This window comes from Ignavibacteriota bacterium (assembly GCA_016212665.1).
In the GTDB taxonomy this organism is placed as follows: Bacteria; Bacteroidota; Ignavibacteria; order UBA10030; family SZUA-254; genus FW602-bin19.
On sequence record JACREZ010000044.1, the window covers coordinates 1 to 26,702 of the forward strand.

28 protein-coding genes are annotated in these 26,702 nt (G+C 42.3%); 16 read left to right on the plus strand and 12 right to left on the minus strand.

The window, feature by feature from the left end; translation table 11 throughout:
* The first annotated feature begins 191 nt into the window (after positions 1-191).
* The 5 genes from rlmN to HY960_15105 all read left to right on the plus strand — a co-directional run bounded on the left by rlmN (position 192) and on the right by HY960_15105 (position 6,236).
* Positions 192-1,328, plus strand: a complete 1,137-nt coding sequence (gene rlmN / locus HY960_15085) for a 23S rRNA (adenine(2503)-C(2))-methyltransferase RlmN (GenBank protein ID MBI5217078.1) — start codon at positions 192-194, stop codon at positions 1,326-1,328.
* A 46-nt stretch (positions 1,329-1,374) separates the two neighbouring features.
* Positions 1,375-2,019, plus strand: a complete 645-nt coding sequence (locus tag HY960_15090; protein ID MBI5217079.1) for an adenylate kinase — start codon at positions 1,375-1,377, stop codon at positions 2,017-2,019.
* Position 2,020: 1 nt separating this feature from the next.
* Positions 2,021-2,794, plus strand: a complete 774-nt coding sequence (locus tag HY960_15095) for a glycerophosphodiester phosphodiesterase (GenBank protein MBI5217080.1) — start codon at positions 2,021-2,023, stop codon at positions 2,792-2,794.
* Between the two features lie 96 nt (positions 2,795-2,890).
* Positions 2,891-3,739 (plus strand): hypothetical protein, encoded by an 849-nt coding sequence (locus HY960_15100; GenBank protein MBI5217081.1) that lies wholly within the window; start codon positions 2,891-2,893, stop codon positions 3,737-3,739.
* 427 nt (positions 3,740-4,166) lie between these two features.
* Entirely contained in the window at positions 4,167-6,236 is a 2,070-nt protein-coding gene (locus HY960_15105) for a response regulator (GenBank protein ID MBI5217082.1), read from the plus strand.
* 76 nt (positions 6,237-6,312) lie between these two features.
* Here HY960_15105 and HY960_15110 read toward each other — a convergent pair whose 3' ends face one another.
* From HY960_15110 to larB, 12 genes are all read right to left on the minus strand, one after another.
* Complete coding sequence (locus HY960_15110; GenBank protein MBI5217083.1) at positions 6,313-6,825, minus strand: hypothetical protein; 513 nt, start codon at positions 6,823-6,825, stop codon at positions 6,313-6,315.
* 64 nt (positions 6,826-6,889) lie between these two features.
* A complete protein-coding gene (gene rlmB / locus HY960_15115; protein MBI5217084.1) occupies positions 6,890-7,690 on the minus strand; it encodes a 23S rRNA (guanosine(2251)-2'-O)-methyltransferase RlmB in 801 nt (266 codons plus the stop codon).
* 284 nt (positions 7,691-7,974) lie between these two features.
* The gene (locus HY960_15120) at positions 7,975-8,148 is read right to left on the minus strand and encodes a hypothetical protein (protein MBI5217085.1); all 174 of its coding nucleotides are present in this window, start codon (positions 8,146-8,148) and stop codon (positions 7,975-7,977) included.
* Positions 8,145-8,402, minus strand: a complete 258-nt coding sequence (locus tag HY960_15125; GenBank protein ID MBI5217086.1) for a glutaredoxin family protein — start codon at positions 8,400-8,402, stop codon at positions 8,145-8,147. Before HY960_15125 ends, HY960_15120 begins: the two co-directional genes overlap by 4 nt.
* Positions 8,399-9,445: a prolipoprotein diacylglyceryl transferase gene (locus HY960_15130; GenBank protein ID MBI5217087.1), complete on the minus strand. Its 1,047-nt coding sequence runs from the start codon at positions 9,443-9,445 to the stop codon at positions 8,399-8,401. The genes HY960_15125 and HY960_15130 overlap by 4 nt, the downstream gene beginning before the upstream one ends.
* 33 nt (positions 9,446-9,478) lie before the next feature.
* Positions 9,479-9,889, minus strand: coding sequence for a hypothetical protein (locus HY960_15135; protein MBI5217088.1), 411 nt, complete (start codon positions 9,887-9,889; stop codon positions 9,479-9,481).
* On the minus strand, positions 9,886-11,154 hold the full coding sequence (locus HY960_15140; protein ID MBI5217089.1) for a histidine--tRNA ligase: 1,269 nt from the start codon (positions 11,152-11,154) through the stop codon (positions 9,886-9,888). The genes HY960_15135 and HY960_15140 overlap by 4 nt, the downstream gene beginning before the upstream one ends.
* Positions 11,155-11,181: 27 nt before the next feature.
* Positions 11,182-11,652: a PTS sugar transporter subunit IIA gene (locus HY960_15145; GenBank protein ID MBI5217090.1), complete on the minus strand. Its 471-nt coding sequence runs from the start codon at positions 11,650-11,652 to the stop codon at positions 11,182-11,184.
* Between the two features lie 220 nt (positions 11,653-11,872).
* Positions 11,873-13,003 (minus strand): PLP-dependent transferase, encoded by a 1,131-nt coding sequence (locus tag HY960_15150; GenBank protein ID MBI5217091.1) that lies wholly within the window; start codon positions 13,001-13,003, stop codon positions 11,873-11,875.
* 130 nt (positions 13,004-13,133) lie between these two features.
* On the minus strand, positions 13,134-15,392 hold the full coding sequence (locus HY960_15155) for an SIR2 family protein (GenBank protein MBI5217092.1): 2,259 nt from the start codon (positions 15,390-15,392) through the stop codon (positions 13,134-13,136).
* Between the two features lie 293 nt (positions 15,393-15,685).
* Positions 15,686-17,059, minus strand: a complete 1,374-nt coding sequence (locus HY960_15160; protein ID MBI5217093.1) for a cystathionine beta-synthase — start codon at positions 17,057-17,059, stop codon at positions 15,686-15,688.
* Positions 17,060-17,161: 102 nt separating this feature from the next.
* The gene (larB, locus tag HY960_15165) at positions 17,162-17,920 is read right to left on the minus strand and encodes a nickel pincer cofactor biosynthesis protein LarB (GenBank protein MBI5217094.1); all 759 of its coding nucleotides are present in this window, start codon (positions 17,918-17,920) and stop codon (positions 17,162-17,164) included.
* A 134-nt stretch (positions 17,921-18,054) separates the two neighbouring features.
* Between larB and HY960_15170 the strand changes: the two genes are divergently transcribed.
* The 11 genes from HY960_15170 (at position 18,055) to HY960_15220 (ending at position 26,693) form a co-directional block, all read left to right on the plus strand.
* On the plus strand, positions 18,055-18,666 hold the full coding sequence (locus HY960_15170; GenBank protein ID MBI5217095.1) for a glycerol-3-phosphate acyltransferase: 612 nt from the start codon (positions 18,055-18,057) through the stop codon (positions 18,664-18,666).
* Between the two features lie 232 nt (positions 18,667-18,898).
* Complete coding sequence (locus tag HY960_15175; protein ID MBI5217096.1) at positions 18,899-19,783, plus strand: transketolase; 885 nt, start codon at positions 18,899-18,901, stop codon at positions 19,781-19,783.
* An 80-nt stretch (positions 19,784-19,863) separates the two neighbouring features.
* Positions 19,864-20,124, plus strand: coding sequence for a hypothetical protein (locus tag HY960_15180; protein ID MBI5217097.1), 261 nt, complete (start codon positions 19,864-19,866; stop codon positions 20,122-20,124).
* Complete coding sequence (locus HY960_15185) at positions 20,121-20,330, plus strand: DUF2283 domain-containing protein (protein MBI5217098.1); 210 nt, start codon at positions 20,121-20,123, stop codon at positions 20,328-20,330. The genes HY960_15180 and HY960_15185 overlap by 4 nt, the downstream gene beginning before the upstream one ends.
* Before the next feature lie 52 nt (positions 20,331-20,382).
* Positions 20,383-21,354: a transketolase family protein gene (locus HY960_15190; protein ID MBI5217099.1), complete on the plus strand. Its 972-nt coding sequence runs from the start codon at positions 20,383-20,385 to the stop codon at positions 21,352-21,354.
* 23 nt (positions 21,355-21,377) lie between these two features.
* Entirely contained in the window at positions 21,378-22,592 is a 1,215-nt protein-coding gene (locus HY960_15195) for a trypsin-like peptidase domain-containing protein (GenBank protein ID MBI5217100.1), read from the plus strand.
* Positions 22,593-22,647: 55 nt separating this feature from the next.
* Positions 22,648-23,940, plus strand: a complete 1,293-nt coding sequence (locus HY960_15200) for an adenylosuccinate lyase (GenBank protein MBI5217101.1) — start codon at positions 22,648-22,650, stop codon at positions 23,938-23,940.
* A complete protein-coding gene (locus HY960_15205; protein MBI5217102.1) occupies positions 23,937-24,161 on the plus strand; it encodes a type II toxin-antitoxin system HicB family antitoxin in 225 nt (74 codons plus the stop codon). Before HY960_15200 ends, HY960_15205 begins: the two co-directional genes overlap by 4 nt.
* Entirely contained in the window at positions 24,158-24,346 is a 189-nt protein-coding gene (locus tag HY960_15210; protein MBI5217103.1) for a type II toxin-antitoxin system HicA family toxin, read from the plus strand. Before HY960_15205 ends, HY960_15210 begins: the two co-directional genes overlap by 4 nt.
* A gap of 128 nt (positions 24,347-24,474) precedes the next feature.
* Complete coding sequence (locus tag HY960_15215) at positions 24,475-25,146, plus strand: hypothetical protein (GenBank protein ID MBI5217104.1); 672 nt, start codon at positions 24,475-24,477, stop codon at positions 25,144-25,146.
* A 62-nt stretch (positions 25,147-25,208) separates the two neighbouring features.
* Positions 25,209-26,693 (plus strand): aldehyde dehydrogenase family protein, encoded by a 1,485-nt coding sequence (locus tag HY960_15220; GenBank protein ID MBI5217105.1) that lies wholly within the window; start codon positions 25,209-25,211, stop codon positions 26,691-26,693.
* Positions 26,694-26,702: the final 9 nt, after the last annotated feature.

Consider the following 26,702-nt stretch of genomic DNA (forward strand, 5'->3'; position numbering starts at 1 on the left):
ACTTCTACAAGTTAGAAGCGACAACGACCGATGAAAAAGGAAACCGGAATACGTTCAACAATATCAAGAAGATGATGTTGATGAAGTAACGCCACGTGCTTATCAAAAGCGCAGGTTGGGAACAACCTGCGCTTTTTTTTGTTTGCACACCGAGAAGGCTTTTCTTACATTCATGCCACTATTTTTATCAAATGAAAAAAAATAATCTTATAGGATTCACACTCAACGAACTGGAGGCGTTTGCGCTTTCTCTCGGCGAGAAGAAATATCGCGGTAAACAATTGTTTGATTGGTTATACGTGAAAGAAGCAAATTCATTTGATGAAATGACATCGCTTTCGAAGCAAGTACGAGAAAGTTTATTTTCACATGCCGAACTGAAGAGAATTCGACTGGCTGATATTCAGGTATCATCTGCGGATAAGACAACGAAATATTTGTTTGAATTATTTGATGGCAAACGAATCGAGAGCGTGCTGATACCTCCGAAAATTGCATTTCAAAATTCTGAGGCAAAAGAGGAAGAAGAACAACAGCGACTTACGCTGTGTATTTCCACGCAAGCGGGTTGTCCGTTAGATTGTAAATTTTGTGCAACGGCTTCAATGGGTTTTCTTCGAAATGTTACAGCGGGAGAAATTGTCGACCAAATATTTCAGGTGAAGACACATTCAGGAAAACAGATTACCAATGTTGTGTACATGGGAATGGGTGAACCTATGCTCAATTATGACAATGTAATGAAGTCGACGGAGATAATTACAACAGGGATGGGAATAGCGGCTCGGAGAGTTACAATTTCGACGGCAGGATGGGTTCCGGGAATAAAGCAAATGGCTGATGAAAAAAGAAAGGTGAAACTTGCTGTCTCGCTTCATTCACTCGATGATGCAGTTCGAACTGCCATCATGCCGATTAATAAGAAATATTCTCTTGGTGAAACACTACGGGCAGTAGAATATTATTACCAGAAAACAAAAATTCGGGTAACGTTCGAATATATTTTATTCAAGGGAATTAATGACCGAGATGAGGATGCTGTCAAACTTATAAAACTTTCTAAACGAATCCCATCGAAGATGAATATCATACCGTTTCATTCAATTCCATCGGTCGCACAGCATGAACTACACTCGACGCTTCGCCCGTCATCAAAAAAAAGAATTGACGATTTTGTCGAATTATTAAGAAAGCAAAATGTTACCGTGTTTGTTCGAAGTAGCGCAGGGGAAGATATTGATGCAGCGTGCGGACAATTAGCTGTATGGCACGAACAAAAAATAAACCATGCATCATTAGTTCAGGCACACCAACTGAAGGTGGCTTGAAAATTATTCTGGATTTTACTATTCTTTTTTGAAATAAGGAACATAGATGAGAATTATATTATTTGGACCTCCCGGAGTCGGGAAAGGAACACAAGCAAAAATTTTAGCAGCCAGATTGCATATTCCGCATATCTCTACCGGTGATATGCTTCGTGAAGCAGTTACTTCAGGAACTGAGATTGGAAGAAAAGCCAGAGAAATCATGGATGCCGGTCAGCTTGTTTCAGACGACATTATGATAGGAATTATCAGGGTGGTTCTGCAATCTCCAAAATGTTCAAAAGGATTTATTTTGGATGGTTTTCCGCGAACCGTTCCGCAGGCTGAAGCACTTTCTAACTTAATGAAAGAATTGGGATTATCATTTGATGCCGTGATAATCATGGACATTGACCATGAAGAAGTTGTCAAGCGGTTGAGTTCAAGACTGTCGTGTAAAGGTTGCGGAACGATTTATAATCTATTACTTGATTCTATCAAGGATGATTCTCCTTGTCCGAAATGCGGCGAAGAACTAATATTGCGTGAAGATGATAAACCCGAAACGATACGTAAACGGTTGGATGTCTATGTTCGTTCAACTTCTCCCGTCAAAGAATATTACCAACGAGCAGGCGTGTTGAAAAGTGTCAAAGCAACCGGTTCGATTGATGAAGTAACAGATGCGATTGTGACCTTGTTAAAGCCCTGATATGTTCAACTGGCTCGAGTGCCGGAATCGCCCGGTGATTATCGCACATCGGGGCGCATCTGCCATTGCACCGGAAAATACACTTGCGGCGTTCTCCCTCGCGATAGATGCAGGTACTGATGCGATAGAATTAGATGTTCAACTCAGTAAAGATAATAGTGTCGTTGTTATTCATGATTTCAGACTCAACCGAACAACGAACCGTAGCGGAGTTGTCAAACACTACGGCTTGCACGAACTCAAACAGTTGTCAGCAGGAAGTTGGTTCAGTGCAAGGTTTGCCGGAGAAACTATTCCGACACTGGAAGAAGTACTTTGGCTCGTTCGCGGTCGTGTTGGAATCAATATCGAACTAAAGCATCGAGGAACAACAAGGGATGGAGAAACTCTCGTTGAAAAAACAGTTCAACTCATTGAACATTCCAAAGCAGAGCACTATTGCCTGCTTTCATCTTTTCAACATTCATTAGTTCGGTATGCACATCAGTTAAATAACAAGATATCTTCAGGATATTTATGCCAAACGCTCTCCCTTGCAGGAAATTTATTGAATGTCTCATCGAAAAGATTTTCTCCACAATTTATTTTTTGCAGCAAGTACCTTGCTAGGAAAAAAATGTACGCTCGTTTTCGGCAAAAGGGATTGATTACAGGAACCTACACAATTACTACAGAAAAGGATTTGCAAAAGGCGCTTCGGTATGAAACCGAATGTCTTTTTACTAATAATCCTGCTGAAACATTGTCGCAACTAAAAAATACCGCGTTTGGGTGATTGATTCGACTCGATTTTTTAGTTAAATTAACAAACAAGAAGAAAAAGACGTATATTTTTCCAACTTACTATTTTCATTTTCTATAAGGATTAACAATGAATAAAACATTTACAATACTTGTAATATTTCTTATGCTGATTTCGGCTTCAGTAACTGTAGCTCAAGACACCAGTGATATTGCATCGAAGATCAAATCTTACGGAGATGCTGCTGTGAAAGGTTGGTTAGGACCTTTTGAGGATGCTTTTGGCGCCGGGATGAATTCCGGGTGGTATCAAACTGCTAACGTTGATGATGGATTATCACTTTTTGTTGGTGCGAAATTTATGATAGCACCGGTTCCAGACGAATCTAAATATTATTTTAATTCAGTAAGTGGAAAAAACGAGCCTACGTTTTTTGGACCTGATAGCGGTTCTGGTTTAAAGGGTACAGGATTGAGTTATGGTGGGTTTCTAACACCGCAACTTACTATTGGAAATTATTATGGCACGAGAGTAATGATTCGATTTTTACCGACAGTTACAATAGAGGATGTCGGCGATGTTTCATTTTTCGGATTTGGAGTTCAGCATAGTATCAGCAAACATCTTCCTGCAGAATTACCGGTAGATCTTGCCGCCGCTTTTGGATACCAATCATTCAAAGTTGGTTCTGTACTGGATGCTTCTTCATTTATGTTCGGAGCGCAGGCGTCAAAGAGTTTTTCGATTATTGATTTGTATGCAGGCTTAGCCTATGAATCTTCTTCAATGACGGTCTCTTATACTTATAATCCTCCTGCACCTGCTTCACCTACCAATATTTCATTTGATTTGGAAGGGAAAAACAATTTCCGATTCACAGCAGGTCTCAATGTCAATTTATTTATTTTCAAACTTCATGCTGACTACTCGCTCGCCTCACAGCCAGTTGCGACAGTGGGGATCGGTTTGGGTTGGTAATACAATAACATTTAGAGTAATACACAATTCAAAGCCACTCTGTTAATAAAGACAGAGTGGCTTTTTGTTTAGTTGAAAACAGTCAATTGGTATTCTCAAGTAGTACAATTTATCAAGAAGTATTTTTGTGCGAGAATTTTCTTTGCTGACTCCTAACCGATTGAAATCTGTTTAGGCGTTATGAATAAAGGCTTGCTTTTATCAACGTGCGAAAGATAGAGTATCTGTGTGATGTGAATTCATCCGAGAATTGAAAAAATTAAAAGGTGTTTTCCGGTACCATGTTCCGATGGGGAGATTGTATTTGGAAAGCATCTTTTTTTTGTATATTAAATCAGAAAGAGGAACAATCCGACATGAGTGTTTGCCGGATTACGACTCACAGTATCTATTATTATTTTAGCTAACAAGTCAATTAAGAAATCGTATGGCATTAGGACAGAAACCTGAAATGAAGCCTGTCGTCGGCAAGCCGTTATCTGCCGCGGCCGATGATAAAAGGCAAATCGTTGGAACACATCTACGCAATGCAGATAAATATATTAAGGAAGGGAAACTTGCTGATGCAAAGGAAGAATTAAGAAAAATTCGGGAACTTGACCCGAACAACGCATACGCGTTTGCCTTTTTAGAACGTATCAATGATTTGGAGAAACAGAAAAAAGGAGATGTCGCAACGCCAGTGCAATCTGCGATTTCTTCCGCACAGGCTACTCCTTCTGTTGCAAAACCTGTCGTTCCGGAACAGCCGAAGACAATAAACATTGAGGCGCTGAAGGTAGAGATAGAGAAGAAAATCGAAGAGGAATACCGGGAACGTTTTACAAAAGAAATTCAAAAAGCAGAACAAGGGTTGTTGGAAGAACTTGCACGCGAAGAAGAAAAACATGCGGAAGAGCGGACTCAACTTCTTGACCAGATACAGAAGGAAAAGGCGACATTTCAGAGTAAATTAGAGCAACAATTTCAATTGAAGTTGCAGGAGGAAGTGCAAAAAGCGCAGACGAAGTACCGGGAACAATTTGAGGCTGAGAAAAAACAAGCGGAACGTGAAATCAAAACGCAGGTCGAAACTCAATATCAGTTAAACTTGAAAGAACTTGAAGCACTGATGGAGGAGGAGCGGAAGTCGCTTGAGCAGAAAGAAAAGCAAACGATTGAAGCGATGAAGAAGCAACTCGATGCTGATTTCTCCCGGAGATTAACAACAGAAATTGAAAACGTAAGGAAGTCTTCGAAATCTCAGCAGGAGCAAATGCGTTTATCGCTTGAGGATAACCTGAAAAATCAATTCAAAAAAGATATGGAAGCACAGGTTGCTCAGGAACGAATTGAAATTGAGGGAAAGTTCCGTGCAATGCAAAAGGAAGTCGAACAGAACTTCAAAGAGAAGCATCAGCAGGCAGTAAAGGAAAGCGAGCGGCTTCTTGAACAGCGGCTAAAAGAAATGCGGGAGAAAGAACAAAAGAAGTTCGACGATAAACGGATTGAAATACAGAAAACCCTGGAGCGGGATTATCAACAGAAGTTAGAGGCGCAATCAGAAGAGGAAAAGCGAAAGTTTGAAGAAAAATCTCAGCAGTTGGTTGAGCAGGAACGAAAGCAGTTCGATAAAGAGAAAAAACTGTTGTTAGAACAGGAACAGGTAAAGTTAGAAAAACTTCGTTCCCAGTTAAAGATGGAACAAGAAAGCGAACTTGCCGAACGCATGGAGCAGGCTCAGTTTGAAATTGCTCAATCATATGAACACCGGATGGAGTTACTCGGTTTTCAATCACCGAAAACCCGGGACGAAAAAATAAAACTCTACCATGATAAAGTATGGGATGCATGGAAGGAAGGACCGTTGACATTGGAAAAGGCTCAGCGGCTGATGGAGTTACAGGAAGTTTTGGGACTTGGTTTTGATGACCATGCAGAAATCGAGTCGGATGTACGGCTACGTTTGTATGTAGAATCAGTTGAACAAGGATTGAGAAGCGGGAAACTCAAAGCACAGGATGTAAAAGCGTTGGACGATTTGAAGAAACGGTTCGATATTACAACCGAGGAATCTCAGAATCTGGAACCTCTTATCCTGCAAGTATTTCACCGTGCTTCAGCCAAAGGAACAATTCTCTTGGTTGATGATGACGAAACCTTGCTGAATATTATCAGCGACAGATTGCAAGAGATTGGGTACAATATTATTCCGATGTCAACATTAGCGGAAGCAACGACCTTTATCGAATCGAACACGGTTGACCTGATTCTCTCTGACATTCGTTTTCAAGGTGAGAAAATTGACGGCTTCACATTTTTCAAACGAGTGCAGCAACACGCACATCTGCGAAAGATCCCCTTTATCTTTATGAGCGCGCTTGATGAAGGATTGTTTATCCGCACCGGAGTTCAACTCGGCGTGGATGATTACCTGACGAAGCCGATAGATATTGATTTACTTGCGGCGGTAGTTGAAGGAAAATTGAAAAAGTACCGAGCAATGATGGAAAGTTAATCTTCCTTACCGAAATAGAATAATAAAAAAGCCGACTCTTACGAATCGGCTTTTTCATTTTCCTGAGAAGAACAACTTATTGCTGTTGAAGTGAGAGTGAGGGAAAGAACTTCTTGGCTAACTCATAAACCCCGAACATTGCCGTGACGTATGCAAAATCTCCGAGTACGGAATTCCGAAAGAACGGAATAGCGGCAACATAACATTCTATCAAACCTGCAAACGTTCGCGGATACATTCCGTGCGAGGAAATCCAGACACCGAAATTTGTTACGATGAAAAAAAGAAGAGAGCCGAGAAGCGTCGCACCGATTGTCGTAGCAATTCCCCGGTGATTCCGAACCCATAATCCAATCACGCCTATTGCGGCAAAACTTCCATACACCCAAATCATACCACTGTAGAAGCCAAGGAAATAATCACTGAGAAATAACGCAACAAGGGGAACGAGGAATGTATGTTTCTTATCAAGGTAAACTCCGCCAAACAATGCCAATGCCGCAATGGGTGCGAAATTTACAGGATGAGGCACAAGTCTGGAGAAGGCAGCGAGCAGTATTAAACTAAAAGTAAATAAATATCGTGTCATGTTGTTCCTTAATTTGGTTCGGTGAAAAAATACAAAAGATAACTATGCAATGCAACTACCTGAGTTAACTAACCGGCAGTGATTCGCTGGTGTAGGCTTCTGTCGGTTCTGGTTGGGATTGCTTCATGTTCTGTCCGTCCGATAGTTTCCGGTTACGAATTATTTCATACATCACAAGTGCGCTTGCAACGGAAGCATTGAGCGATTGGACTTTGCCATACAGAGGTATTTTTACTACGAAATCGCATTTGTCTTTTGTCAGTTTTCTCATACCGGAGCCTTCACTTCCAATCACAAGAGCGATGGGCATTGTAAAATCAATTTGCGTGTAGAGTTTGGAAACCCCGGAATCGGTACCGACAATCCAAATGCCCTGTTTCTTCATTTCGTCCATGGTCTGTGCGATGTTGGTTACTTTCGCAATGAGCATATGTTCCGCAGCGCCGGCGGATGCTTTGACGACCGTTTGATTGACAGAAGCGGCATGATGCTTGGGAATGATGATGCCGTGTGCGCCTGCACATTCAGCAGTTCGGATAATCGCGCCAAGGTTTTGCGGGTCCTGGATTTCATCGAGGATAACTATGAATGGAATTTCGTTCCGCTTCTTAGCGATTTTCAAAATGTCTGAAACATCAGCGTATCGTTTTGTCCCGACTATTGCGACAACGCCCTGTGTTGTAGTATCGCTGACGAGTTCACGAAATTTATGCTTACCAACTTCCACAACCGGAACGCGGTTTTGCTTTGCCATCTTCTTAATTTTTTCGATGACCATTCCCTTCACACCGAACAGTATGACAATCTTCTCGATGAGCGTTCCTGCGCGCAATGCTTCCATCACCGGCTGGCGACCCGCAATCATGTTGACGTTCGGTTTTCTGTTTAAGACTGCGCGAGGTCTGTTGTCGCGCCGGGAGTCAACGCGTTCGGAAGTCAGTGGTTGAATGTCTAATTCATCTTCATCAAATTCATCATCTTCTTCATCGTATGAATCATCGAGGTCGGCGACTTCATCCTGTGCTTCAAACGTTCCTTCCTGTTCAAGTTCATCGTCCGGGAACGTTTCTTCGTTGTCTTCAATTATTGTTTTAACTTCAGTTACTTTCATTATAAACTCTGTTGATAAATGTTTGCTATAAAAACTTGTTATTTGGTAGAACGTTTTTCAATTATTCTTCCTGCATAAAACACAACAACTCCACCGATGAGGAGATATAATTCCCCCCACATATCGCCGTAAATTCCCTGCACCAATCCGAGCATGACAGACGCGATGCCCATTGCTTCAAGAAGTTTTGCAACCGGGTACATTCGTTTCATGGATGATGTACCTGTTCTTTCTCCAATAATTTTGTCAGGAGTTGTTGTTCACTGACTTTGTATTGGAAAGCAAATTCTTTGTTGATGAAGATGACGGGTATCCGTTCCTTATATGTTTCAAAATACTCATCCCCTTCGCGTATGGAAATTTCCCGTAGTTCAAACGGATATTTTGTCTGAACATTGATGACAACTGCTTTTGCCACGTCGCAAAGGTGGCAATCAGGCTTCGAGAGAATTTCAACAACGGTCATGCTTTTGCCGGTTGTGATTTTATTGAATTGTTCTTTTGTAGTAAAAAGAATCCGACGACACCGACTATAACAAGAAGAACCGAAAACAATTGTGCTTCTGTCAGGCCGAAGAGCAATCTCGGATTGATTCGAATAAATTCAACGGCGAGCCGTGCGCTTCCAGCAAGCATCAGATACAGCATAAATAACTGTCCGTTCTGTTTGAATGCTGTGCGGAATTTCCACAAGACAAGAAAAAGGAGAACGCCGGCAAGAAATTCATACACAGGCGCGGGATGCACGGGAATATTATCCGGGACAACACCGTTTACTCCGTACCGTGAAACTATTTCAGGAAAATTTCTAAAGGCGACCGAAGGCGGATATGTACCGTTTTCGTAGTTCGTTCCCCACGGCAGTTCCGTCGGGACTCCGTAATCGCCATCGCCTGCAAGATGACAACCGATGCGTGCTATGCCGTATCCAATCATTAACGCGGGCGCGGCGGCATCACACACGCGGAGAAACGGTATGTCCTGTTTCTTTGTGAAATAATAGAGAATAGCAGTGACGAGGAAGAATCCGCCGTACCACGTTAAACCGCCGGGAGAAAATATTGTATCGAACGGTGTACGTCCGAGTTGCTCAATATTCTCAAGCACATACAGCAATTTTGAACCGGTAACGCCCGCGAGAATTGAGATTACAACAATGAATGCCGAAGTATCAGCGGTAAACCACTTTGAAGATTTCTTCTGAAAAAGCGCGAAGCCGAAAAATCCTATAGCCACAAGAATTGCCAACGTTCTAATGCTCTGTGTTTCCAGCGAAGAGACAAATCCATCAATTCCGGATTCAATCAAATATGCAACAGAAAGCACGAAGACAAGAACGACATACATTGAGCGGAGAAACTGTGTCAATTCGGCGCTGAAATCATGAACCATGTATTTGCGGACGGTCTCTTTGTGCAGGATATAACTTGCAACAAAAAAACCGATTCCCATCATCAAGCCGAAACTATAGATGGTGATTGGTCCGATGGTAATGAGTCGAGGATACACTTTTTACTTATGGTTTGAATAACAGATTTTGAATTACCACTCTTGCTCGTTCGTAACGATTTCCACAAATGGTTTTTGCGGCGCTTCTTTCACAAGAACGTTTACCTTTGTTATACGCACGGTGAATGAGTTTTCTTTCTTTTCCATCTTTCGGACGACGATTGTTTTGATAGTGGTTGGCTTTTCATACAGTTGTTTGAAATGTGCTGTACCGGTTCTCGGCAACATTCCTTTTGGAGCGCGCAAGCCGAGAATGTTCAGTGTAACGGTTGCACCGTCACGAACATCTTCAACAGAAATTTCATATTGAAACCGGGTGAACTCTTTCACCGTTTTCAATCCAACCAGGAGTAATTTCTTTTTGAGGATTTCATCATACGCATGAGTTAAGAGCAGACGGTACTCGATAGGTTCTTTCTTTACGCGAGGTTTCTTCGTTTTCATGTTCGATTCACCAATTGCGAAAGAATCGTTTGCAATTCGTTCATGGCGACACGTTGCTGTTCGCCCGTTTTCATTTGTTTGATTTGAACAGCAGCATCGTTCATCTCCTGCTCACCGACAACAATAACAAATGCAGCATGTTGACGGTCTGCTTCACGCATTTGCGCCTTCAAACTTCGCCCGAGAAAATCCATCTCGCAACAGATTCCTTGCTGGCGCAATGCATGCACTTGTTGAAAAATCCACTCTTTTGATGAGGAATCTGCAGAAACAAAATAGACGCCCGGATGTAGCGGCTCTTCGGTGAACAAGTTTTGCTTTTCCATCGTGATAAGCAATCGTTCAACTCCTGCGGCAAAGCCAACTGCCGGAGTTTCTTTTCCGCCAAGTTGTTTGACGAGCAAATCGTATCTGCCGCCGCCTGCAAGCGCATCCTGCGAACCCAAATCGGTGCTGAGAATTTCAAACGCAGTCTTAGTGTAATAATCAAGCCCGCGAACGATTCTGCCGTCAACTTCATAATTTGTATTGAGCGAACGGAGCGCTCGCTGTAACTGTTCAAAGTGTGCGCCGCAACTATCGCAGAGAAAATCTTTCATCAACGGCGCATTCTGTGTCAATGCTTTATCGTTTTCATCTTTCGAATCAAGAATGCGAAGCGGGTTTTGTTCAAACCGCTGTTGACTCAGTTGGGAGAGTTGAGCATACACTTCTTTGAGAAATTCCTGCAATGTTGTTTTATAATTCGGGCGACAAATCTGACAGCCGACCGAGTTAATTCTCACCGAAGTATTTTTCACTCCGAGTTGTTCATAAATTGAAACGGCGAGCGCAATGACTTCAGCATCCACCTCTGCATTTGTTCCGCCAATTGCTTCCGCTCCGAACTGATGAAACTGCCGGAGTCGTCCTGCTTGCGGACGTTCCTGCCGGAACATCGGTGCAATGTAATAGAGTTTCGAGAGTGGTTGCAGTTCTCCGAGATTGTGTTGGATGTACGAACGGACGACGGAAGCCGTCATCTCCGGACGTAGCGTCATACTCGTTCCACCACGGTCGGTGAACGTGTACATTTCCTTGCCGACAATATCCGTTAGTTCGCCGATGCCGCGCGTAAAAAGCGCGGTCTCTTCAAACACGGGTGTTCGGATTTCGCGGTAATTGAAACTGTGCATGATGTCCCGCAGGCGGCGTTCGACCGACTGCCAACGGGAGGATTCCGAAGGAATGATGTCCTTCGTTCCTTTAATTGATTTTAGTGCCAAAAGTGGAAAGTGGTTGAGTTTTGAAAATTACATTTCAAAGTAAGTTGCTTCTTCCTGGCGAAACGCTTCAAGCACTTCGCTTGACGATTTCGAGAGAGTAAGCCGCTTCCTGAATTCTTCTTTATTCATCAACCGTGAGATACGGCTGAGAAGTTTGATGTGTGGTCCGACCATGCTGTCTTTTCCAACAAGGAGAAAGACGAGTCGTACCGGTTTTTCGTCGAGCGATTGATAATCAATGGGTTGAGCGGTGATGCCGAATGTTGCAACAACGTCTGCAACGGAATCCGTTTTTCCGTGAGGGATGGCAAAGCCGTTTCCTACGCCGGTGGACATAATTTTTTCACGCTCAAAAATTGCTGAACGAACTTTTTCTTTGTCTAAAATTTTTGGAGATTGACTTGCAACCTCGACTAACGCGTTGATGATTTCGTCTTTTGTGGTTCCCGAAAGATTGACCACCACGAACTTTTCTTCGAGAATGTCACTGATTTTCATGTTGTCAAGTAGTAAAATGGTGAGAGATGTTCGAGTTCTCTCTGGTTTTTTGGGAATGCTAATCTCGCTTGAGATGAGCTGGTTATTGGAAAAGCCGGAAAAAATGTAAGAAAATTTTGTCTGATAGCAAAATGACTAACTGACAAAATTAAACATAAAATTAGATGGACTCCACCTGTCTCGAAGAGATGGCTCGCCACAGGTGGAGTTTATCTGGAACTTAAAGAGCGCTCTTCAAATCCGCGATGATATCGTCAACATCCTCGAGCCCGACGGAAATTCTCACCAAGCCATCCGTCACTCCGATTTTCTGTCGTTGCTCATACGGAATAGATGCGTGAGTCATTGTCGCAGGATGAGAGATGAGTGTTTCCACACCGCCCAAACTTTCTGCTAACGCGCACAACCGGACTCGCTTGAGAAATCTCTTTGCCGCTTCCAAACTTCCGAGGTCGAACGAAATCATGCCACCGAAGTTTTTCATCTGTCGCTTCGCCAGATGATGTTGCGGATGTTCCGGCAATCCCGGGTAATACACTCGTTTGATTTTCTTTTGTTTTGATAACCATTGGGCGACTTTCATTGCACTTTCGCCATGTCGTTCCATTCGGACGGCAAGAGTTTTTGTCCCGCGCAGACAAAGCCATGCATCGAACGGACTGAGAATACCTCCAACAGCTTTTTGGAAGAAACGAAGTCGCTCGGTGATTTTCTTATTGTTGGTGATGACCATTCCACCGAGCATGTCGCTATGTCCGTTCAGATATTTTGTAAGACTGTGAACGACGACATCGAATCCGCAGTCGAGCGGTCGTTGGAGGTATGGCGTGGCAAATGTGTTATCGCACACGGAGATGAGTTTGTGTTGCTTTGCCAACTTCGCTATCGCTTTCAGGTCGGTGATTTCCATTGTCGGATTCGTTGGCGTCTCGATGAACAACATTTTCGTGTTCGGTTTGATTGCTTTCCGAACGAGCGGAAGGTTCGTCGTGTCAACAAAATCAAACAGCAAACCGTACTCTTCGAGCACCATTTTTCCGATGCGATACGTTCCGCCATACACATTGTGCGATACAAGAATGTGGTCGCCGGGTTTCAGCAATCGAAAAATTGCATCAATCGCCGCCATGCCGGAGCCGAATGCCATTCCGTCCTTTCCGTTTTCCAGCGCGGCGATGTTCATTTCAAGCGCATCGCGTGTCGGATTGGAAACGCGGGAATACTCATAGCCCTTGTTCTTGCCGAGTTCTTCCTGCACGTAGGTTGAAGTTAAATGTACCGGCATCATTACTGAACCGGTTGTCGGGTCAGGTTTCTGCCCTGCGTGGATTGCGTTGGTGGAAAAGTTCATAATTTGCAATCAATAATAAATAAATCTGCGTACTTAATAATTTGGTAAAAAAATAATTAACTGATATTAAGAAACATGAAGTGTTTTAATATCAGAAAGGTAAAGATATATATTTATGTTGCTTGATATATTATAATGGTTCGTGTCTTTTCTGTTCAAGAATATTACGGATTTTTTTTAGTAGGTTTTCTGGCTCATACGGTTTGGGAAGGAAATCAGAAACTCCCTCATTTAACAAGTCCTGTTTTAATTCTGGTATCAAATAACCACTTACAAAAATTACTCTGACTTCTGAATTGATTTTCTTAATTTTTTTGAACACATCGAAACCAGCCATTTTTGGCAAACCCATATCTAAAATAACTAGCTGAATTATATTTTTATATCGTTTGTATTTTTTATAAGCTTGTTCCCCATCATTTGCACTAATGATTCTATAACCTTGTCCTTTTAATAACCCTGTTACATAATCGGAAAGAAGTCTTTCATCCTCTACAAATAAAATTGTTTCAGTTCCTGTAAGGACTTTGGTTGAATTATTATTTATTGAATCCTTTTCCGAAACCATTTTCTCTTCTATTGGTAATAGTAATATTATAGTGGTACCTTTGTTAAGTTGACTTTGTACGTCGATGTAACCAAAATGCTCCTTAATGATTCCATATACAACAGCTAAGCCCAATCCTGTACCTTTTCCTATTTCCTTTGTAGTAAAAAAAGGTTCGAAAATCCTGTTTAAAGTAATATCATCCATTCCAATGCCATTATCAATGATTTGAATTGTCAAATATTCAATATCTCTTGCGTTGCTAAATTTATTTCTGATTTTTTTTCCTGAGATAGTATTAACATTGATATTTAACGTACCTCCATTTGGCATGGCATCTCTTGCGTTAATACATAAATTTAATATTGCTTGTGAAATCTGACTTGGATCTCCATTAATTGGAGGAAGATTATTTTTTATATCTGTTATAATTGAAATGGTTTTTGGAAATGTTTCAGACAATAGTTGTACAATTTCTTTAATAAGAGTATGAATATTCAATTGATGGAAGACAGTATCACTTTTTCTTGCAAATGCTAATAATTGTTTGACTAGTCCCGTAGCTCTTTCGGCGGCTGTTGTGATAGCTTTTAAAGCCTTTGATTGTTGTTCGTTTATTTTTGTCTTACTAATTAAAGTTGAATAACCTATAATAATACCTAAGATATTATTGAAATCATGTGCTACACCACCCGCTAAAGTTCCTAACGATTCCAGCCGTTGTGAATGTAATAGCTGTGATTGCAAAATTTTTTCCTCATTATCCTTCCTTTCACCTTCAATGATACTTCTCTCTACTAAATCAACGTGTTCTGGCTTGAATTCTGCCTTATTAATAAAAATTTTGAGATATTTTGCTCTCTCGAGTGGTATTGTTGTTTGCATCTGAGTGCAGATACTCTGCTCATGTTCCATTATTTCTTTAGCTCTAGCAACCTCGCGTTTTTCCTGTGATAGCCACATTTCCCGCGGTATTGAAAGTGTTGCTAAGTCACCACGATATTCTTCAATTTGTTGATTTAAAGAATTTATTACTATGTGTAAATTACGCTTGCCGTGCTTAGACTCATAGTTTATTATTCTTAAATTATATTTTTCGAGAAAGTACTTAGCTTTAATGGTGCCCGCGTTTGCAATAAATGCAAAGTGTTGACGTCCATAACCTCTGAAAATTGAGACTTGTTCATTAAGCATAAGATTCAGATCGGGGTCATTAAGCCCGTATCCAATGAACACTAATGTTTTTGTTGCGGCAATATTGAAAAGAATATTCCGGTAAGCAGAATTTTGATGTAATATCTCCTCATAATCTTTATGTGTCAACACGATTGTATCAATATTTTCGATGTCCCCATGTAGCTTTAAGATAAAGTATTCTTTTTCGCTTGGTAATTGTGCCAATTTAGCCACATTTTTTTGAGTAATTACAGGTAAATCTTTTTGTAATTTTGAAAATTTTCGATATGCCTTCTCTAACATTGTATCATAATTAGTAGTTAGTAAGGCAGCAAATGGTAACTGAATAATTTTCTCATGTATAACAGAAGGTTCGATCGAAGAACAATCAAAAGTTTTTGTCAAAAAATCTCTATATAAATAAGGACGTAAGCGATTTCTACATTCTTCTGCAATTTCTAAAAAAGAGCCTGTTTTCAAAAGACTATATAATTCATCAGTTTCTTGTTTATTAATAGTAAGGTTAAGTTCGCATTCCTTGATCATCAATTGTATCAAAGATTTCCAATTTGGTAATCCTATCACAGAAGAAGGTCCTGATCCAATGACCGCTACCGCCTCATTTCTTACAAACGCGTTGATTAAATCTTTAGGAAATAAATTCATAGTATACCTATTTATTGTATTGAACTGATTTGTTTTATCATTACGAATAATTATTGAGATATTGTTTAACTTCTTTTGCTAATTTGTTTCTTCTTTTTATTCTATATATTCTTTGATTTTAATAATAAGGATTTGTGTTCTGCCCGAAGTTCGATACTAAGTGTAACTTGTGGCAAGTTATAATTCTCATATCTTAACTCCTTAAATGTAATTTTTGATTGATTAGCAAAACATCCAATAAGAAAATATTCAGATATGATACTAAAATCCTTTATGAAATAGCACTTAACAAATCATCTCGCGAGATATTCAATCACATCATACCGCGTCAATATTCCAGCCAACTTATGATTGTCTTCAATAAGTACAGCCGAATCTTTTTTCTTCAGGAAATCTATTGCATGCTCGATTGGAGAATCCATGCCGATGGTCGGGAAGGCAGGTTCCATCATTTCTTTCACAAGTTTATCCAGCGAAGAACTATTTTCAAGCACTGTTGACATCAGGTCATTATCAGTCACAGTCCCGATTGCCCGTCCTTTTTCAATTACCGGTAATTGAGATACATCATGCTGTTTGAATAAATCGAGAGCGGCACGCACAGTCGTATTCGGTTCAACAGCGACGAGTTGCTGTACGTTTCTCGGTTTCGATTGAAGCACAAAACGCACCGTAATTCGGTCGGGCATGAGGAATCCGTTCTCTCTCATCCAATCATCGTTGTACAATTTGCTGAGGTACCGCTCGCCCGTGTCGGGAAGGAGAATTACCATCACTTCGTTTTCTTGCATCCGGTCTGCATATTTTAGAGCGCCTGCAAGCGCAGTTCCCGCCGAACCGCCGACAAACATTCCTTCTTCCCGCGTCAATCGCCGCGCCATCATAAACGCTTCTTTGTCTGTAACCTCGACCATCGCATCAACGACATCAAAATCAATAACGCCTGGAACCCAATCCTGACCGATGCCCTCAACCTTGTAAGGTTTTCCATCACCTGTTTGGCTTTTATTCTTGTCATAAAAAACATCCCGTAATATAGAACCGCGCGGGTCTGTACCAACGACTTTGATGTTGGGATTTTTCTCTTTCAAAAATTTTCCGACACCCGTAACTGTTCCTCCTGTTCCAAGTCCGCCGACGAAATAATCAATCTGTCCGCCGGTTTGTTCCCAAATTTCAGGACCGGTGGTTTTGTAATGCGCTTCAGGGTTTTTCGGATTAAAATATTGATTAGCAAGAATTGAGTTGGGAGTTTCACGAACAATACGCTTGGCAACTTCTGTGTAACTTTCAGGCGAATCATGCGGGACAGCAGTAGGTGTGACAATGACTTCTGCACCATACGCTTTCAACAAACGGATTTTTTCCGAACTCATTTTGTCTGGGAGAGTGAAGACGCACTTGTATCCCTTGATTGCCGCAGCAAGCACAAGTCCGACACCCGTATTGCCGGAAGTTGATTCGACGATTGTTCCGCCCGGGCGTAAGCGACCCTCGCGTTCCGCATCTTCAATGATGTCCAAGCCGATTCGGTCTTTCACCGAACCGCCCGGATTAAAAAATTCTACTTTGGCAAAATAGTGTCCTTTGAATCCCCGTGTTATTTTATTCAGTTTTACAAGCGGCGTTTTGCCGATTGTTCCGAGGATGTTTTCGTGATGATTGATTTTTGAGATATCTGTTAGCATATTTTTTAAATTTGATTTTAGAACTTAGAAAAGTTTTGAGTTTCGTGTTTTGAGTTTTGTAAATTCCCGAACCTCAAAACTCTAAACTCGAACCGGTTTATTCATCAGGCTCGCCGCAAACCCTGCGCCAAACCCATTGTCAATGTTCACTACGGTGACTCCGCTTGCGCACGAGTTTAACATTCCAAGTAACGCGGCAACGCCGCCGAAACTCGCACCGTAGCCAATCGAAGTCGGAACGGCGATGACAGGAACATCAACCAAGCCGCCGACAACACTGGGTAACGCGCCTTCCATTCCAGCAACAACAATGATAACGCTTGCCTTTGAAAGTTTATCGCTCTGCGAAAGCAGGCGATGAATTCCCGCAACTCCGACATCATACAGTTTTTCAACCGGGTTGCTCATCATGTGAGCGGTGATTGCCGCTTCTTCCGCAACGGGAATATCGGAAGTACCGGCAGAAATCACCAAGATTGTTCCACGATTTTTTTCCGGTGATTTCGGTTCATTCGCTGTGATGATTCTCGCAAACTGATGGTAATGAGCGTGCTTGATTTTTCGTTTCACCGCTTTGAAATGTTCAAGCGAAGCACGGGTTGCAAGCAATGGTTGTTGTTTGTTAAAAATACGTGAAGCAATCTCAGCCGTTTGCTGAGGGGTTTTTCCCTCACATAAAATTACTTCCGGAAAACCTTGCCTCAAACTGCGATGATGGTCAACCGTAGCATAGCCGAGCGATTCAAACCTGAGCGTGGCAATCTTCTCAATGATTTGCTGTTCGCTCAGTTTTCCGCTTTTATATTCCTGAAGGAGTTGTTTGAGTTCTGGTTTGGTCATAACAAGTCGGGCAAAATATACTTGATTTTGGAGGGAGAAACAAAGAGTCGTTACAGGATTCTCCTTTGGCAAAGTCTCCCCCTTTTCGTATTTTGACCTGCGATTATTGCAATAATTAGTTATTTCAGGGCTTCTTGCCATACATCATCAGCGTATTTCTTGGATATCTTCTCGGTTCGTTTCCTACTGCGTATCTGTTCGTGAAGCAGGCAACGCGGCTCGATATTCGCGAGAGTGGCAGCAAAAACGTCGGCGCGATGAACGCGTTTGAAGTTTCAAACTCGAAACTTACCGGCACGCTTGTTATGCTCATTGATATTGTGAAGGGAACGCTTGCAGTCGTTTTCAGTGCGCAGTTGTTCGGCTGGCAAAACGGATTAGCAATTGGACTTAGCGGCATCGCCTCAATCGTCGGTCATAATTATCCGGTTTGGTTGAACTTCAGAGGCGGGCGCGGACTTTCAACAACGGCGGGTGTGATGCTTGTGCTGAGTTGGTTGTTTGTCGTTATTTGGTGTTCGGTGTTTGCATTTGGTTATAAATTGTTTGATGATATTCATAAAGCGAACATCTTCGCGTCTGTCGTCAGTCCGTTGGCAATGTTCTTGCTTCCCGAACGTTTGCTGAAGGCTACTCTGCTTCCAAGCATAACTTCTGAAGTGGCAGTAATCGTTTCATTTGTAGCATGTGTGTTAATTTTACTTCGTCATGCAGACCAAATAATACTTATGATGCGAGATGTGTAGGTCGAAATGTCTTTCGTTCTACAATGTTATGTCTAATGCCATCTTACTCTTGTTAATCCCCCCCCAACCTAAAGGTTGGGGCTATTAATACAAACAAGAAGATTTCTAAACAACAGACTAAAAACCAAAACGAAAACAATAAACTAAAAACTGTATCCCGACGGCAGTCAAGAAACCCAAAACTCAAAACTCAAAACTCAAAACAATCTTTCTATCAATCATACTTCTGTTCATGAATAAATTACCCATAAACGAATTACCGGAACTTGCGCGGCAACTGCGTCGCGATGTAATAAAGATGCTTATGATCTCCAAGTCGGGACATTCAGGCGGTCCACTTGGCTTGGCAGATATTTTTGCATCGCTCTATTTTCATTTGATGAAGGTTGACCCGACTAAGCCGACGATGGAAGAACGGGATTTCTTTTTTCTTTCTGCCGGACATCTCGCCCCGATTTGGTATGCAACACTTGCACGTCGAGGTTATTTACCGATAAGCGAACTCACAACGCTCAGAAAAATCAACGGACGATTACAGGGACATCCTGCTCCGGCAAAAACGCATGGTCTTCCGGGAATTGAGATTGCTTCAGGTGCGCTCGGTCAGGGACTTTCCATCGGAGTCGGTTGCGCGTTGGGTTTGCGTCTCGATAAGAAACCGAATCAAGTCTATGTATTATGCGGCGACGGAGAATTGAATGAAGGACAAATCTGGGAAGCGATGATGACTGCCGGACACCATAAAGTTGACAATTTGATTTGCATCGTTGACAGAAACTTCTGTCAGATTGATAATCGAACAGAAAAAGTGATGGAACTCGAACCGCTTGCCGATAAGTGGAAAGCATTCAACTGGCACGTACTTGAGTGCAACGGCAACGATATCGAACAATTCATCAACACAGTACATCAGGCGAAAGAACTGAAAGGAAAACCGAAAGTAATTCTCGCACAAACATTCATGGGCAAAGGCGTTTCGTTTATGGAAGATGATTACAAATGGCACGGTGTTCCGCCAAGCGAAGAGCAAGGGAAGCAAGCTCTTAGTGAAATCGCTCCGACAAAATATGGGGACTTTGTTCAGTTTGAGTGGGAGAAAGCCGCAGTCGTTATATAGATGTGATGTGAACAGATAATGTTTTGAGTTTTGTGTTTTGAAAGATAAAAGAACTCAAATAGAGTAATGAACAGATTGAAATGAAAGTCAGAATTGACCCGCACACACTCGAACAGATGTTGAAACGCGGAACTAATGAAGAAGAAATTATAGAAGTATTAAAATCAGAAAAAGTTGAATTTGCTAAAAGGGGTCGGTTCAAGAAATCAAAAGTGTTTTCGTTCAATGAATACTGGTGCAATAAATTTTATGCACAGAAAAAAGTAGAAGTTATCTACACAGTTGAACAGGAAGAAATTGTAACAGTGACAGTTTATGTTTTTTATGGATATTGGTTATGAAAATAGTTTATAACACAACACAGGATTTACTCCACATTGTTTTTCGTGAAAGCGGACAGGTGCGGAATGAACGATATAATGATGACATCGTATTCGATGTTGATTCAAATAATAAAATTGTCGGAATGGAAATTCTTGATGCGTCGAGTTACTTGGATGCACAAGATATTAGACATGTGAAAGTGATTGAAGAAAAAGCCGCGTAGGATAATCTCAAACCCGAAACTACAACAAGAAACACAAAACCAGAAACCAAATATGAAATACACATCATCAGATAACAAAGCCACCCGTCAGGGTTTTGGCGAAATGTTAGTCGAGTTGGGAAAAGAGAACCCCAATGTCGTTGTTCTTGGAGCGGATGTAACGCCCTCCGTTAAAACCGATCTATTTCAAAAAGCATTTCCGGAAAGATTTTTCAGTGTGGGAATTGCCGAGCAAGATATGATTGGCGTTGCCGCGGGATTTTATCTTGCAGGAAAAATTCCGTTCACTGCGGCGTATGGAGAATTTGCCGCAGGTCGTCCGTTTGACCAAATCAGGCAATCGCTCGCATACAGTGAAATTCCTGTGAAGATTTGTGCATCGCATTGTGGAATAACTGTCGGGCAAGACGGCGCCACGCACGAATCGCTCGAAGACATTGCACTTATGCGTTCACTGCCGCACATGGTCGTTGCTTCGCCGTGCGATTATCATCAGGCGAGAAAAATGGTTCGTGCGAGTGTCGCGTTGCACAATCCGATCTACATCAGAATGTTTCGTGATAACACTCCTGTGTTCACCAAAGCGGATGATGAGTTTCAGTTTGGCAAAGCAGACACGCTCATTGATGGAACAGATGTAACAATCATTGCGTGTGGCTTGCAAGTGTGGGAAGCAATATGTGCTGAAGAAATTCTCGCGGCAGAAGGAATCAGCGTTCGACTTATCAACATGCACACAATTAAGCCGCTCGATAAAGATGCAATTGTAAAAGCCGCATCGGAAACGGGAGCGATTGTGACAGCAGAAGACCACCAAATTCAAGGTGGACTTGGAAGCGCAGTTGCTGAAGTTCTTGCTCAAACAATCCCAACACCGCAAGAGTTTGTTGCCGTGAATGATACGTTCGGGGAATCAGGACTGGGGCATGAATTGATGAAGAAGTACGGAATTGATAAAGAGGCGATTGTCAAAGCAACCCGCAAAGTGTTGGAACGTAAACGGAGACATGACGGTTCTAAGTGATGTAAAATTTCTGTGAGTTTGCTATGAAAAAAATCTTCATACTTTTTCTTGTGATGTTGTTACCGCTCATGGTCGGAGTGTGGGCGGGGTATTCTTTCGGTTTTCATCAGGCAGAGGAATCGCTTTCTGGTGAGATGCAAAATGATGATGCTCAGGCAGAAGCGATGCAGGCGTTCTATCATGGAGAAAATCGAGATAGTATCAATCAGGAAATTTCTAATCAACGGCACAACGCGATTACTCGCTCGGTTGCTCACGCAAGTTCGGCAGTTGTCGGAATCAACGTAACAGAAGTGCGCGAGTACCGTTATCGGGATCCGTGGTCTCAATTTTTCGGAGAAGACCCGTTCTTCCGTCAGTTCTTTGGTCCGAGAACATACAAGCAAGAAATTAAAGGACTCGGTTCCGGCTTCATCATTTCTCCCGACGGATATATCATCACCAACGACCACGTAGCAGGCAACGCAAGTAAAATTACTGTGACACTTACCAACAAAGAAAAGTACGATGCGGAAATCATCGGCACCGACCCTTCGACGGATGTTTGCTTGTTGAAAATTAATGGACGAGATCTGTCCTATATTGAATTGGGAAACTCGAACGATGTCATCATCGGTGAGTGGGTAATTGCCCTTGGAAATCCTTTTGGATTGTTCGAGATAAGCGACAAGCCGACAGTCACTGTCGGAGTTGTGAGCGCAACCGGGATGAACATCAACGCGGGAGAAGGACGATATTACCGCGACATGATTCAGACGGATGCTTCGATTAATTCCGGCAACAGCGGTGGTCCGCTTATCAATTCTATCGGTGAAGCCATTGGCGTGAACTCGGTGATATTCACTCCGAATCAGGGAAGCGTCGGCGTTGGGTTTGCCATTCCGATTAACCGGGTGAAGAAAATTGTTGATGAACTTCGTTCGCACGGAAAAGTTGAACGGAACTTCTGGACGGGGTTGGATATTCAATCGGTTGATGCGCGGGTTGCGCGATATTTTGGATTGGACAAAGCGGAAGGTGTGATTGTCAGCGATGTGAAGCGTAACAGTCCTGCGGCAAAATCAGGTTTCAAAGTTGGTGACATCATAGTAGAAATCAATGGTGAGCCAATAAAAAATGAGGATGCAGTAAACAGTATTGTCAGCGAGGCGCGTGTTGGCGATGTTTGGAAAATAAAAGTCATGCGTGAAAAAGAATTGATGACCTTACAATTGAAATTGGAACGAACCCAGCAATGAACCTACTCTATATATTATTATTTAGATATTTAACTTCATCAGATTCGGTTCATAGATGATTGAGCGATACACGCGGAAAGAAATGGGGGCGATTTGGTCGGAAGAAAATAAATTCCGCATCTGGTTAGAAATTGAATTGCTCGCGTGTGAAGCACAGGCAGAACTCGGAGTGATTCCGAAAGACGCCGTCAAGATGATTCGGGAGAAAGCATCGTTCGATGTTGAACGGATTGATGAGATTGAGCGAACGGTTAACCATGATGTGATTGCATTTCTCACCAATGTTGGAGAATATGTCGGAGCGGAGTCGCGTTTCATTCATCTCGGAATGACATCGAGCGACGTACTCGATACCGCACTTGCTGTTCAGATGAAACAATCGGGCGACTTGTTGTTGAACGATTTGAAAAAACTTTCTGAGATTCTTGCTCGCCGTTCAAAAGAATTCAAATACACAATCATGGTTGGAAGAACTCATGGCATTCATGCCGAGCCGACGACATTCGGATTGAAACTCGCTCTCTGGTTTGATGAAACACAACGTAATATCAAACGACTCGAACGGGCAATCGAAGCAGTTTCGTTCGGACAAATTTCCGGAGCCGTTGGAACGTACGAACATCTTGACCCGTTTGTTGAGGAATATGTTTGCGGGAAACTTGGATTGAAACCCGCTCCAATTTCAACACAGATCCTGCAAAGAGATAATCACGCAGAGTTTCTGACATCCATTGCACTAATTGGAAGTTCGCTCGAAAAGTTTGCGACGGAAATCAGGCATCTCCAAAAAACGGAAGTGCTGGAAGCGGAAGAATATTTTTCCAAAGGACAGAAAGGTTCATCTGCGATGCCGCACAAGCGTAATCCGATTACGTGCGAGCGTGTTGCCGGACTTGCCCGCGTACTTCGCGGCAACGCACACGCGGCGATGGAAAATATTTCTCTCTGGCACGAACGGGATATCACTCATTCCTCCGTCGAACGCATCGTCGTTCCCGATAGTTGCATTTTGCTTGATTACATGCTTGCTCAGTTCATCAAGATTATTGATAATCTTCTCATCTATCCTGAAAATATGCTCAAGAATCTTGAACTGACGAACGGTTTGATTTTCTCACAATCGGTTTTGCTCGCGTTAGCAAAGAAAGGAATGAAAAGGGAAGATGCGTACGCCGCAGTTCAAAAAGCGGCGATGGAAGTTTGGCAAAGTAAACGGAACTTCAAAGAGGTGTTGAAAGAGGATGAAACAATTCGAGCGGTTCTAAACGAGCAAGAATTGGATGAGTTGTTTGATTTGAAAAAATCAATGAAGAGTGTTGAATATATTTTTGAGAGAGTCGGTTTATGAAAACAGGAAACGGTCTTCACAATTTCACACTTGAGTATTGGAAAGATAAAACATGGTATGTCGGAAGGTTAAAAGAAGTGCCGGGAGTTTTCAGCCAGGGGAAAACGTTGACGGAATTGAAGGAGAATATTCAAGACGCGTACAAAATGATGCTTGAAGAGACTGAATTGTTTATTCCGAGTCAGACAGTACGAACGACAGTGGTCGGTGTGGCAGTGTGAAACGTCGTGAATTCATCAAGGAATTAGAAAAACATGGATGCATTCTTAAGCGACATGGTTCGAGACACGATATTTATTACAATCCGACATTGCATAAAAGCGCGCCGGTTCCTCGTCATCAAGAACTTGCCGACTCGCTCTGTACATTGATTCGCAGGCAACTTGGTATCAACGACAAACTATGAGGAATTCACTTTTGTATTCAAAAGATAGACGAAGAATTATTATAAGCATACTCTTTGTTCTTCTTAATTATTTCCCTTGTTTTTCACAGTACGATAGCACACATGTTTTGCTAAAGAGTGGGCAAGAGATGAATGTTCTTATTTCAAAAGTTGAACTATGGGGTTTTACTTTGAGTGATGAGCGGTTGTTACTCTTCAAGGTACTTGATGAGGTGATTACACATGATACGATGCTCGTCCAACAAGTACGAAATGTAACGGATAGTGTAGGTGTAATAAAAGAAGCAAACATGTGGAGAATAGATTTTCGACATGCAAAAATTCGTCCTTTCGAATCTTCTTCTAAAAGTTTAATTTTGGTTCGATCAGCTTCTCTCAATATTTCTGCAGATTTTTCCATTAACTACAATTTTCAAATTGATGTTTCTCCATCCGATTTTGAGTACCTCGTATTTTCAACTGGTTTTACAGCAGGTTCTACAATTGCAGGTGCAAATCAGACTTGGGGTGCCTATCTCGGCGCAGGATTAATTTTGGTTTTTGAATATCATTCTTTTTTAGTGACCATAAATTATGGGGAAACAAATATCCAAGGAACTTATCGTTTCGATATCAACGAAAAGGTAACTAGGACGGAACGAAGCCCGGGATATCTAAAAGCTGAAGCGCATATTTATGGAAATTCTGACAGTAAAATGTTGATTACTCTTGGTTCGTATAGATTTTTTTCAAAATCGGGTTGGGGGAACAAGGAAACCTTTTGGGGATTTAAATTGGGAATAGGATTGAAATTCTTTTAAAGGATTTTACTCTTACTATGTATGGCAATTAATATAATCGAAAAACAAAATAAGGAATGGTTATGACAAAGAACTACCAAAATTTTATTAACGGAAAATGGCAAGATGCCAAATCAGGAAAAACATTTGAAAACAGAAATCCCGCGAACTGGAGCGAGTTAGTAGGCACGTTTCCGAAATCGGGAAAGGAAGATGTTGAAGAAGCGGTGAAGGCGGCGCGCATTGCGTTCGAGAAATGGCGGCTTGTACCTGCGCCGAAGCGGGGAGATATTCTCAAACGAGTCGGTGACATTATGGTCGCACGCAAAGATGAAATTGCAACGCTCATGACACGCGAGATGGGAAAAGTTCTCACCGAAACGCGCGGCGATGTGCAGGAAGGAATTGATACTGCCTACTATGCCGCATCCGAGGGACGACGGTTATTCGGTCATACAGTTCCGTCTGAGTTGCCGAATAAATTTAACATGGCGCTTCGTGTTCCGATTGGTGTTGCGGGAATTGTAACGCCGTGGAACTTCCCGATGGCAATTCCGACATGGAAGATTTTTCCCGCGTTGCTTTGTGGAAACACGGTTGTGTTCAAACCTGCATCCGATACGCCTGCAACAGCAACAGTGCTTGTAGAGATTTTAATGGAAGCCGGAATTCCCGAAGGAGTTGTGAATATCGTTCATGGCGGCGGCGGAGAAGTCGGGATGGGAATTGTCAGCCATCCTGAAGTTGACCTTGTGAGTTTTACCGGCTCGACTGGCATCGGTATAAAGATTTCCGAAGTTGCAAGTCAAACATTGAAACGTGTCTCACTTGAACTTGGCGGGAAGAATGCACAGATTGTTATGGATGATGCTGACTTACATCTTGCACTTGATGGCGTGTTGTGGGGCGCGTTCGGAACGACGGGACAACGTTGCACGGCAACGAGTCGTTTAATCCTGCACGAGAAAATTCATGACAAGTTTTTAGCAATGCTTGTCGAGCGAACGAACAAACTTCGTCTTGGTGACGGATTGCTACCGACAACGGATGTCGGTCCGTGCGTGAACGAAGGACAACGAAACACCGTGAAGAGTTATGTTGAAATCGGATTGAAGGAAGGGGCGAAACTTGCCGCCGGTGGCGACATTGGAAAAGGTGGTGACCTTGACAAAGGTTGGTTCCATCAACCAACTATCTTCTCTGATGTAACTCCTGAGATGCGAATTGCGAAGGAAGAAATTTTCGGGCCCGTGCTTTCGGTTCTCAAAATCAAATCACTTGATGAAGGTATCAATGTTTTGAACAATACGATTTACGGATTGTCTTCTTCAGTTTACACGAACGATGTGAACGGAGCGTTCAGAGCAATCCGCGATATCAAAGCCGGAATCACCTACATCAACGCGCCAACCATCGGCGCGGAGGCGCACATGCCATTCGGCGGAGTGAAACAAACGGGCAACGGTCACCGCGAAGGCGGCTGGACGGTGTTCGAGTTCTTCTCCGAATGGAAGACCGTCTATGTGGATTATAGCGGCGGGTTGCAACGCGCACAAATTGATGCATAAAAATTAACC

Coding starts and splice junctions, on each gene's coding strand:
- HY960_15110 (MBI5217083.1), bottom strand. CDS start 6,825: ATGACACGATATTTATTTACTTTTAGTTTAATACTGCTCGCTGCCTTC.
- HY960_15125 (MBI5217086.1), bottom strand. CDS start 8,402: ATGACCGTTGTTGAAATTCTCTCGAAGCCTGATTGCCACCTTTGCGAC.
- HY960_15155 (MBI5217092.1), bottom strand. CDS start 15,392: ATGAATTTATTTCCTAAAGATTTAATCAACGCGTTTGTAAGAAATGAG.
- HY960_15095 (MBI5217080.1), top strand. CDS start 2,021: ATGTTCAACTGGCTCGAGTGCCGGAATCGCCCGGTGATTATCGCACAT.
- larB (MBI5217094.1), bottom strand. CDS start 17,920: ATGACCAAACCAGAACTCAAACAACTCCTTCAGGAATATAAAAGCGGA.
- HY960_15215 (MBI5217104.1), top strand. CDS start 24,475: ATGAATGTTCTTATTTCAAAAGTTGAACTATGGGGTTTTACTTTGAGT.
- HY960_15185 (MBI5217098.1), top strand. CDS start 20,121: ATGAAAATAGTTTATAACACAACACAGGATTTACTCCACATTGTTTTT.
- HY960_15100 (MBI5217081.1), top strand. CDS start 2,891: ATGAATAAAACATTTACAATACTTGTAATATTTCTTATGCTGATTTCG.
- HY960_15090 (MBI5217079.1), top strand. CDS start 1,375: ATGAGAATTATATTATTTGGACCTCCCGGAGTCGGGAAAGGAACACAA.
- HY960_15105 (MBI5217082.1), top strand. CDS start 4,167: ATGGCATTAGGACAGAAACCTGAAATGAAGCCTGTCGTCGGCAAGCCG.
- rlmN (MBI5217078.1), top strand. CDS start 192: ATGAAAAAAAATAATCTTATAGGATTCACACTCAACGAACTGGAGGCG.
- rlmB (MBI5217084.1), bottom strand. CDS start 7,690: ATGATTGCGGGTCGCCAGCCGGTGATGGAAGCATTGCGCGCAGGAACG.
- HY960_15195 (MBI5217100.1), top strand. CDS start 21,378: ATGAAAAAAATCTTCATACTTTTTCTTGTGATGTTGTTACCGCTCATG.
- HY960_15180 (MBI5217097.1), top strand. CDS start 19,864: ATGAAAGTCAGAATTGACCCGCACACACTCGAACAGATGTTGAAACGC.
- HY960_15150 (MBI5217091.1), bottom strand. CDS start 13,003: ATGAACTTTTCCACCAACGCAATCCACGCAGGGCAGAAACCTGACCCG.
- HY960_15145 (MBI5217090.1), bottom strand. CDS start 11,652: ATGAAAATCAGTGACATTCTCGAAGAAAAGTTCGTGGTGGTCAATCTT.
- HY960_15135 (MBI5217088.1), bottom strand. CDS start 9,889: ATGAAAACGAAGAAACCTCGCGTAAAGAAAGAACCTATCGAGTACCGT.
- HY960_15175 (MBI5217096.1), top strand. CDS start 18,899: ATGAATAAATTACCCATAAACGAATTACCGGAACTTGCGCGGCAACTG.
- HY960_15220 (MBI5217105.1), top strand. CDS start 25,209: ATGACAAAGAACTACCAAAATTTTATTAACGGAAAATGGCAAGATGCC.
- HY960_15200 (MBI5217101.1), top strand. CDS start 22,648: ATGATTGAGCGATACACGCGGAAAGAAATGGGGGCGATTTGGTCGGAA.
- HY960_15190 (MBI5217099.1), top strand. CDS start 20,383: ATGAAATACACATCATCAGATAACAAAGCCACCCGTCAGGGTTTTGGC.
- HY960_15205 (MBI5217102.1), top strand. CDS start 23,937: ATGAAAACAGGAAACGGTCTTCACAATTTCACACTTGAGTATTGGAAA.
- HY960_15120 (MBI5217085.1), bottom strand. CDS start 8,148: ATGAAACGAATGTACCCGGTTGCAAAACTTCTTGAAGCAATGGGCATC.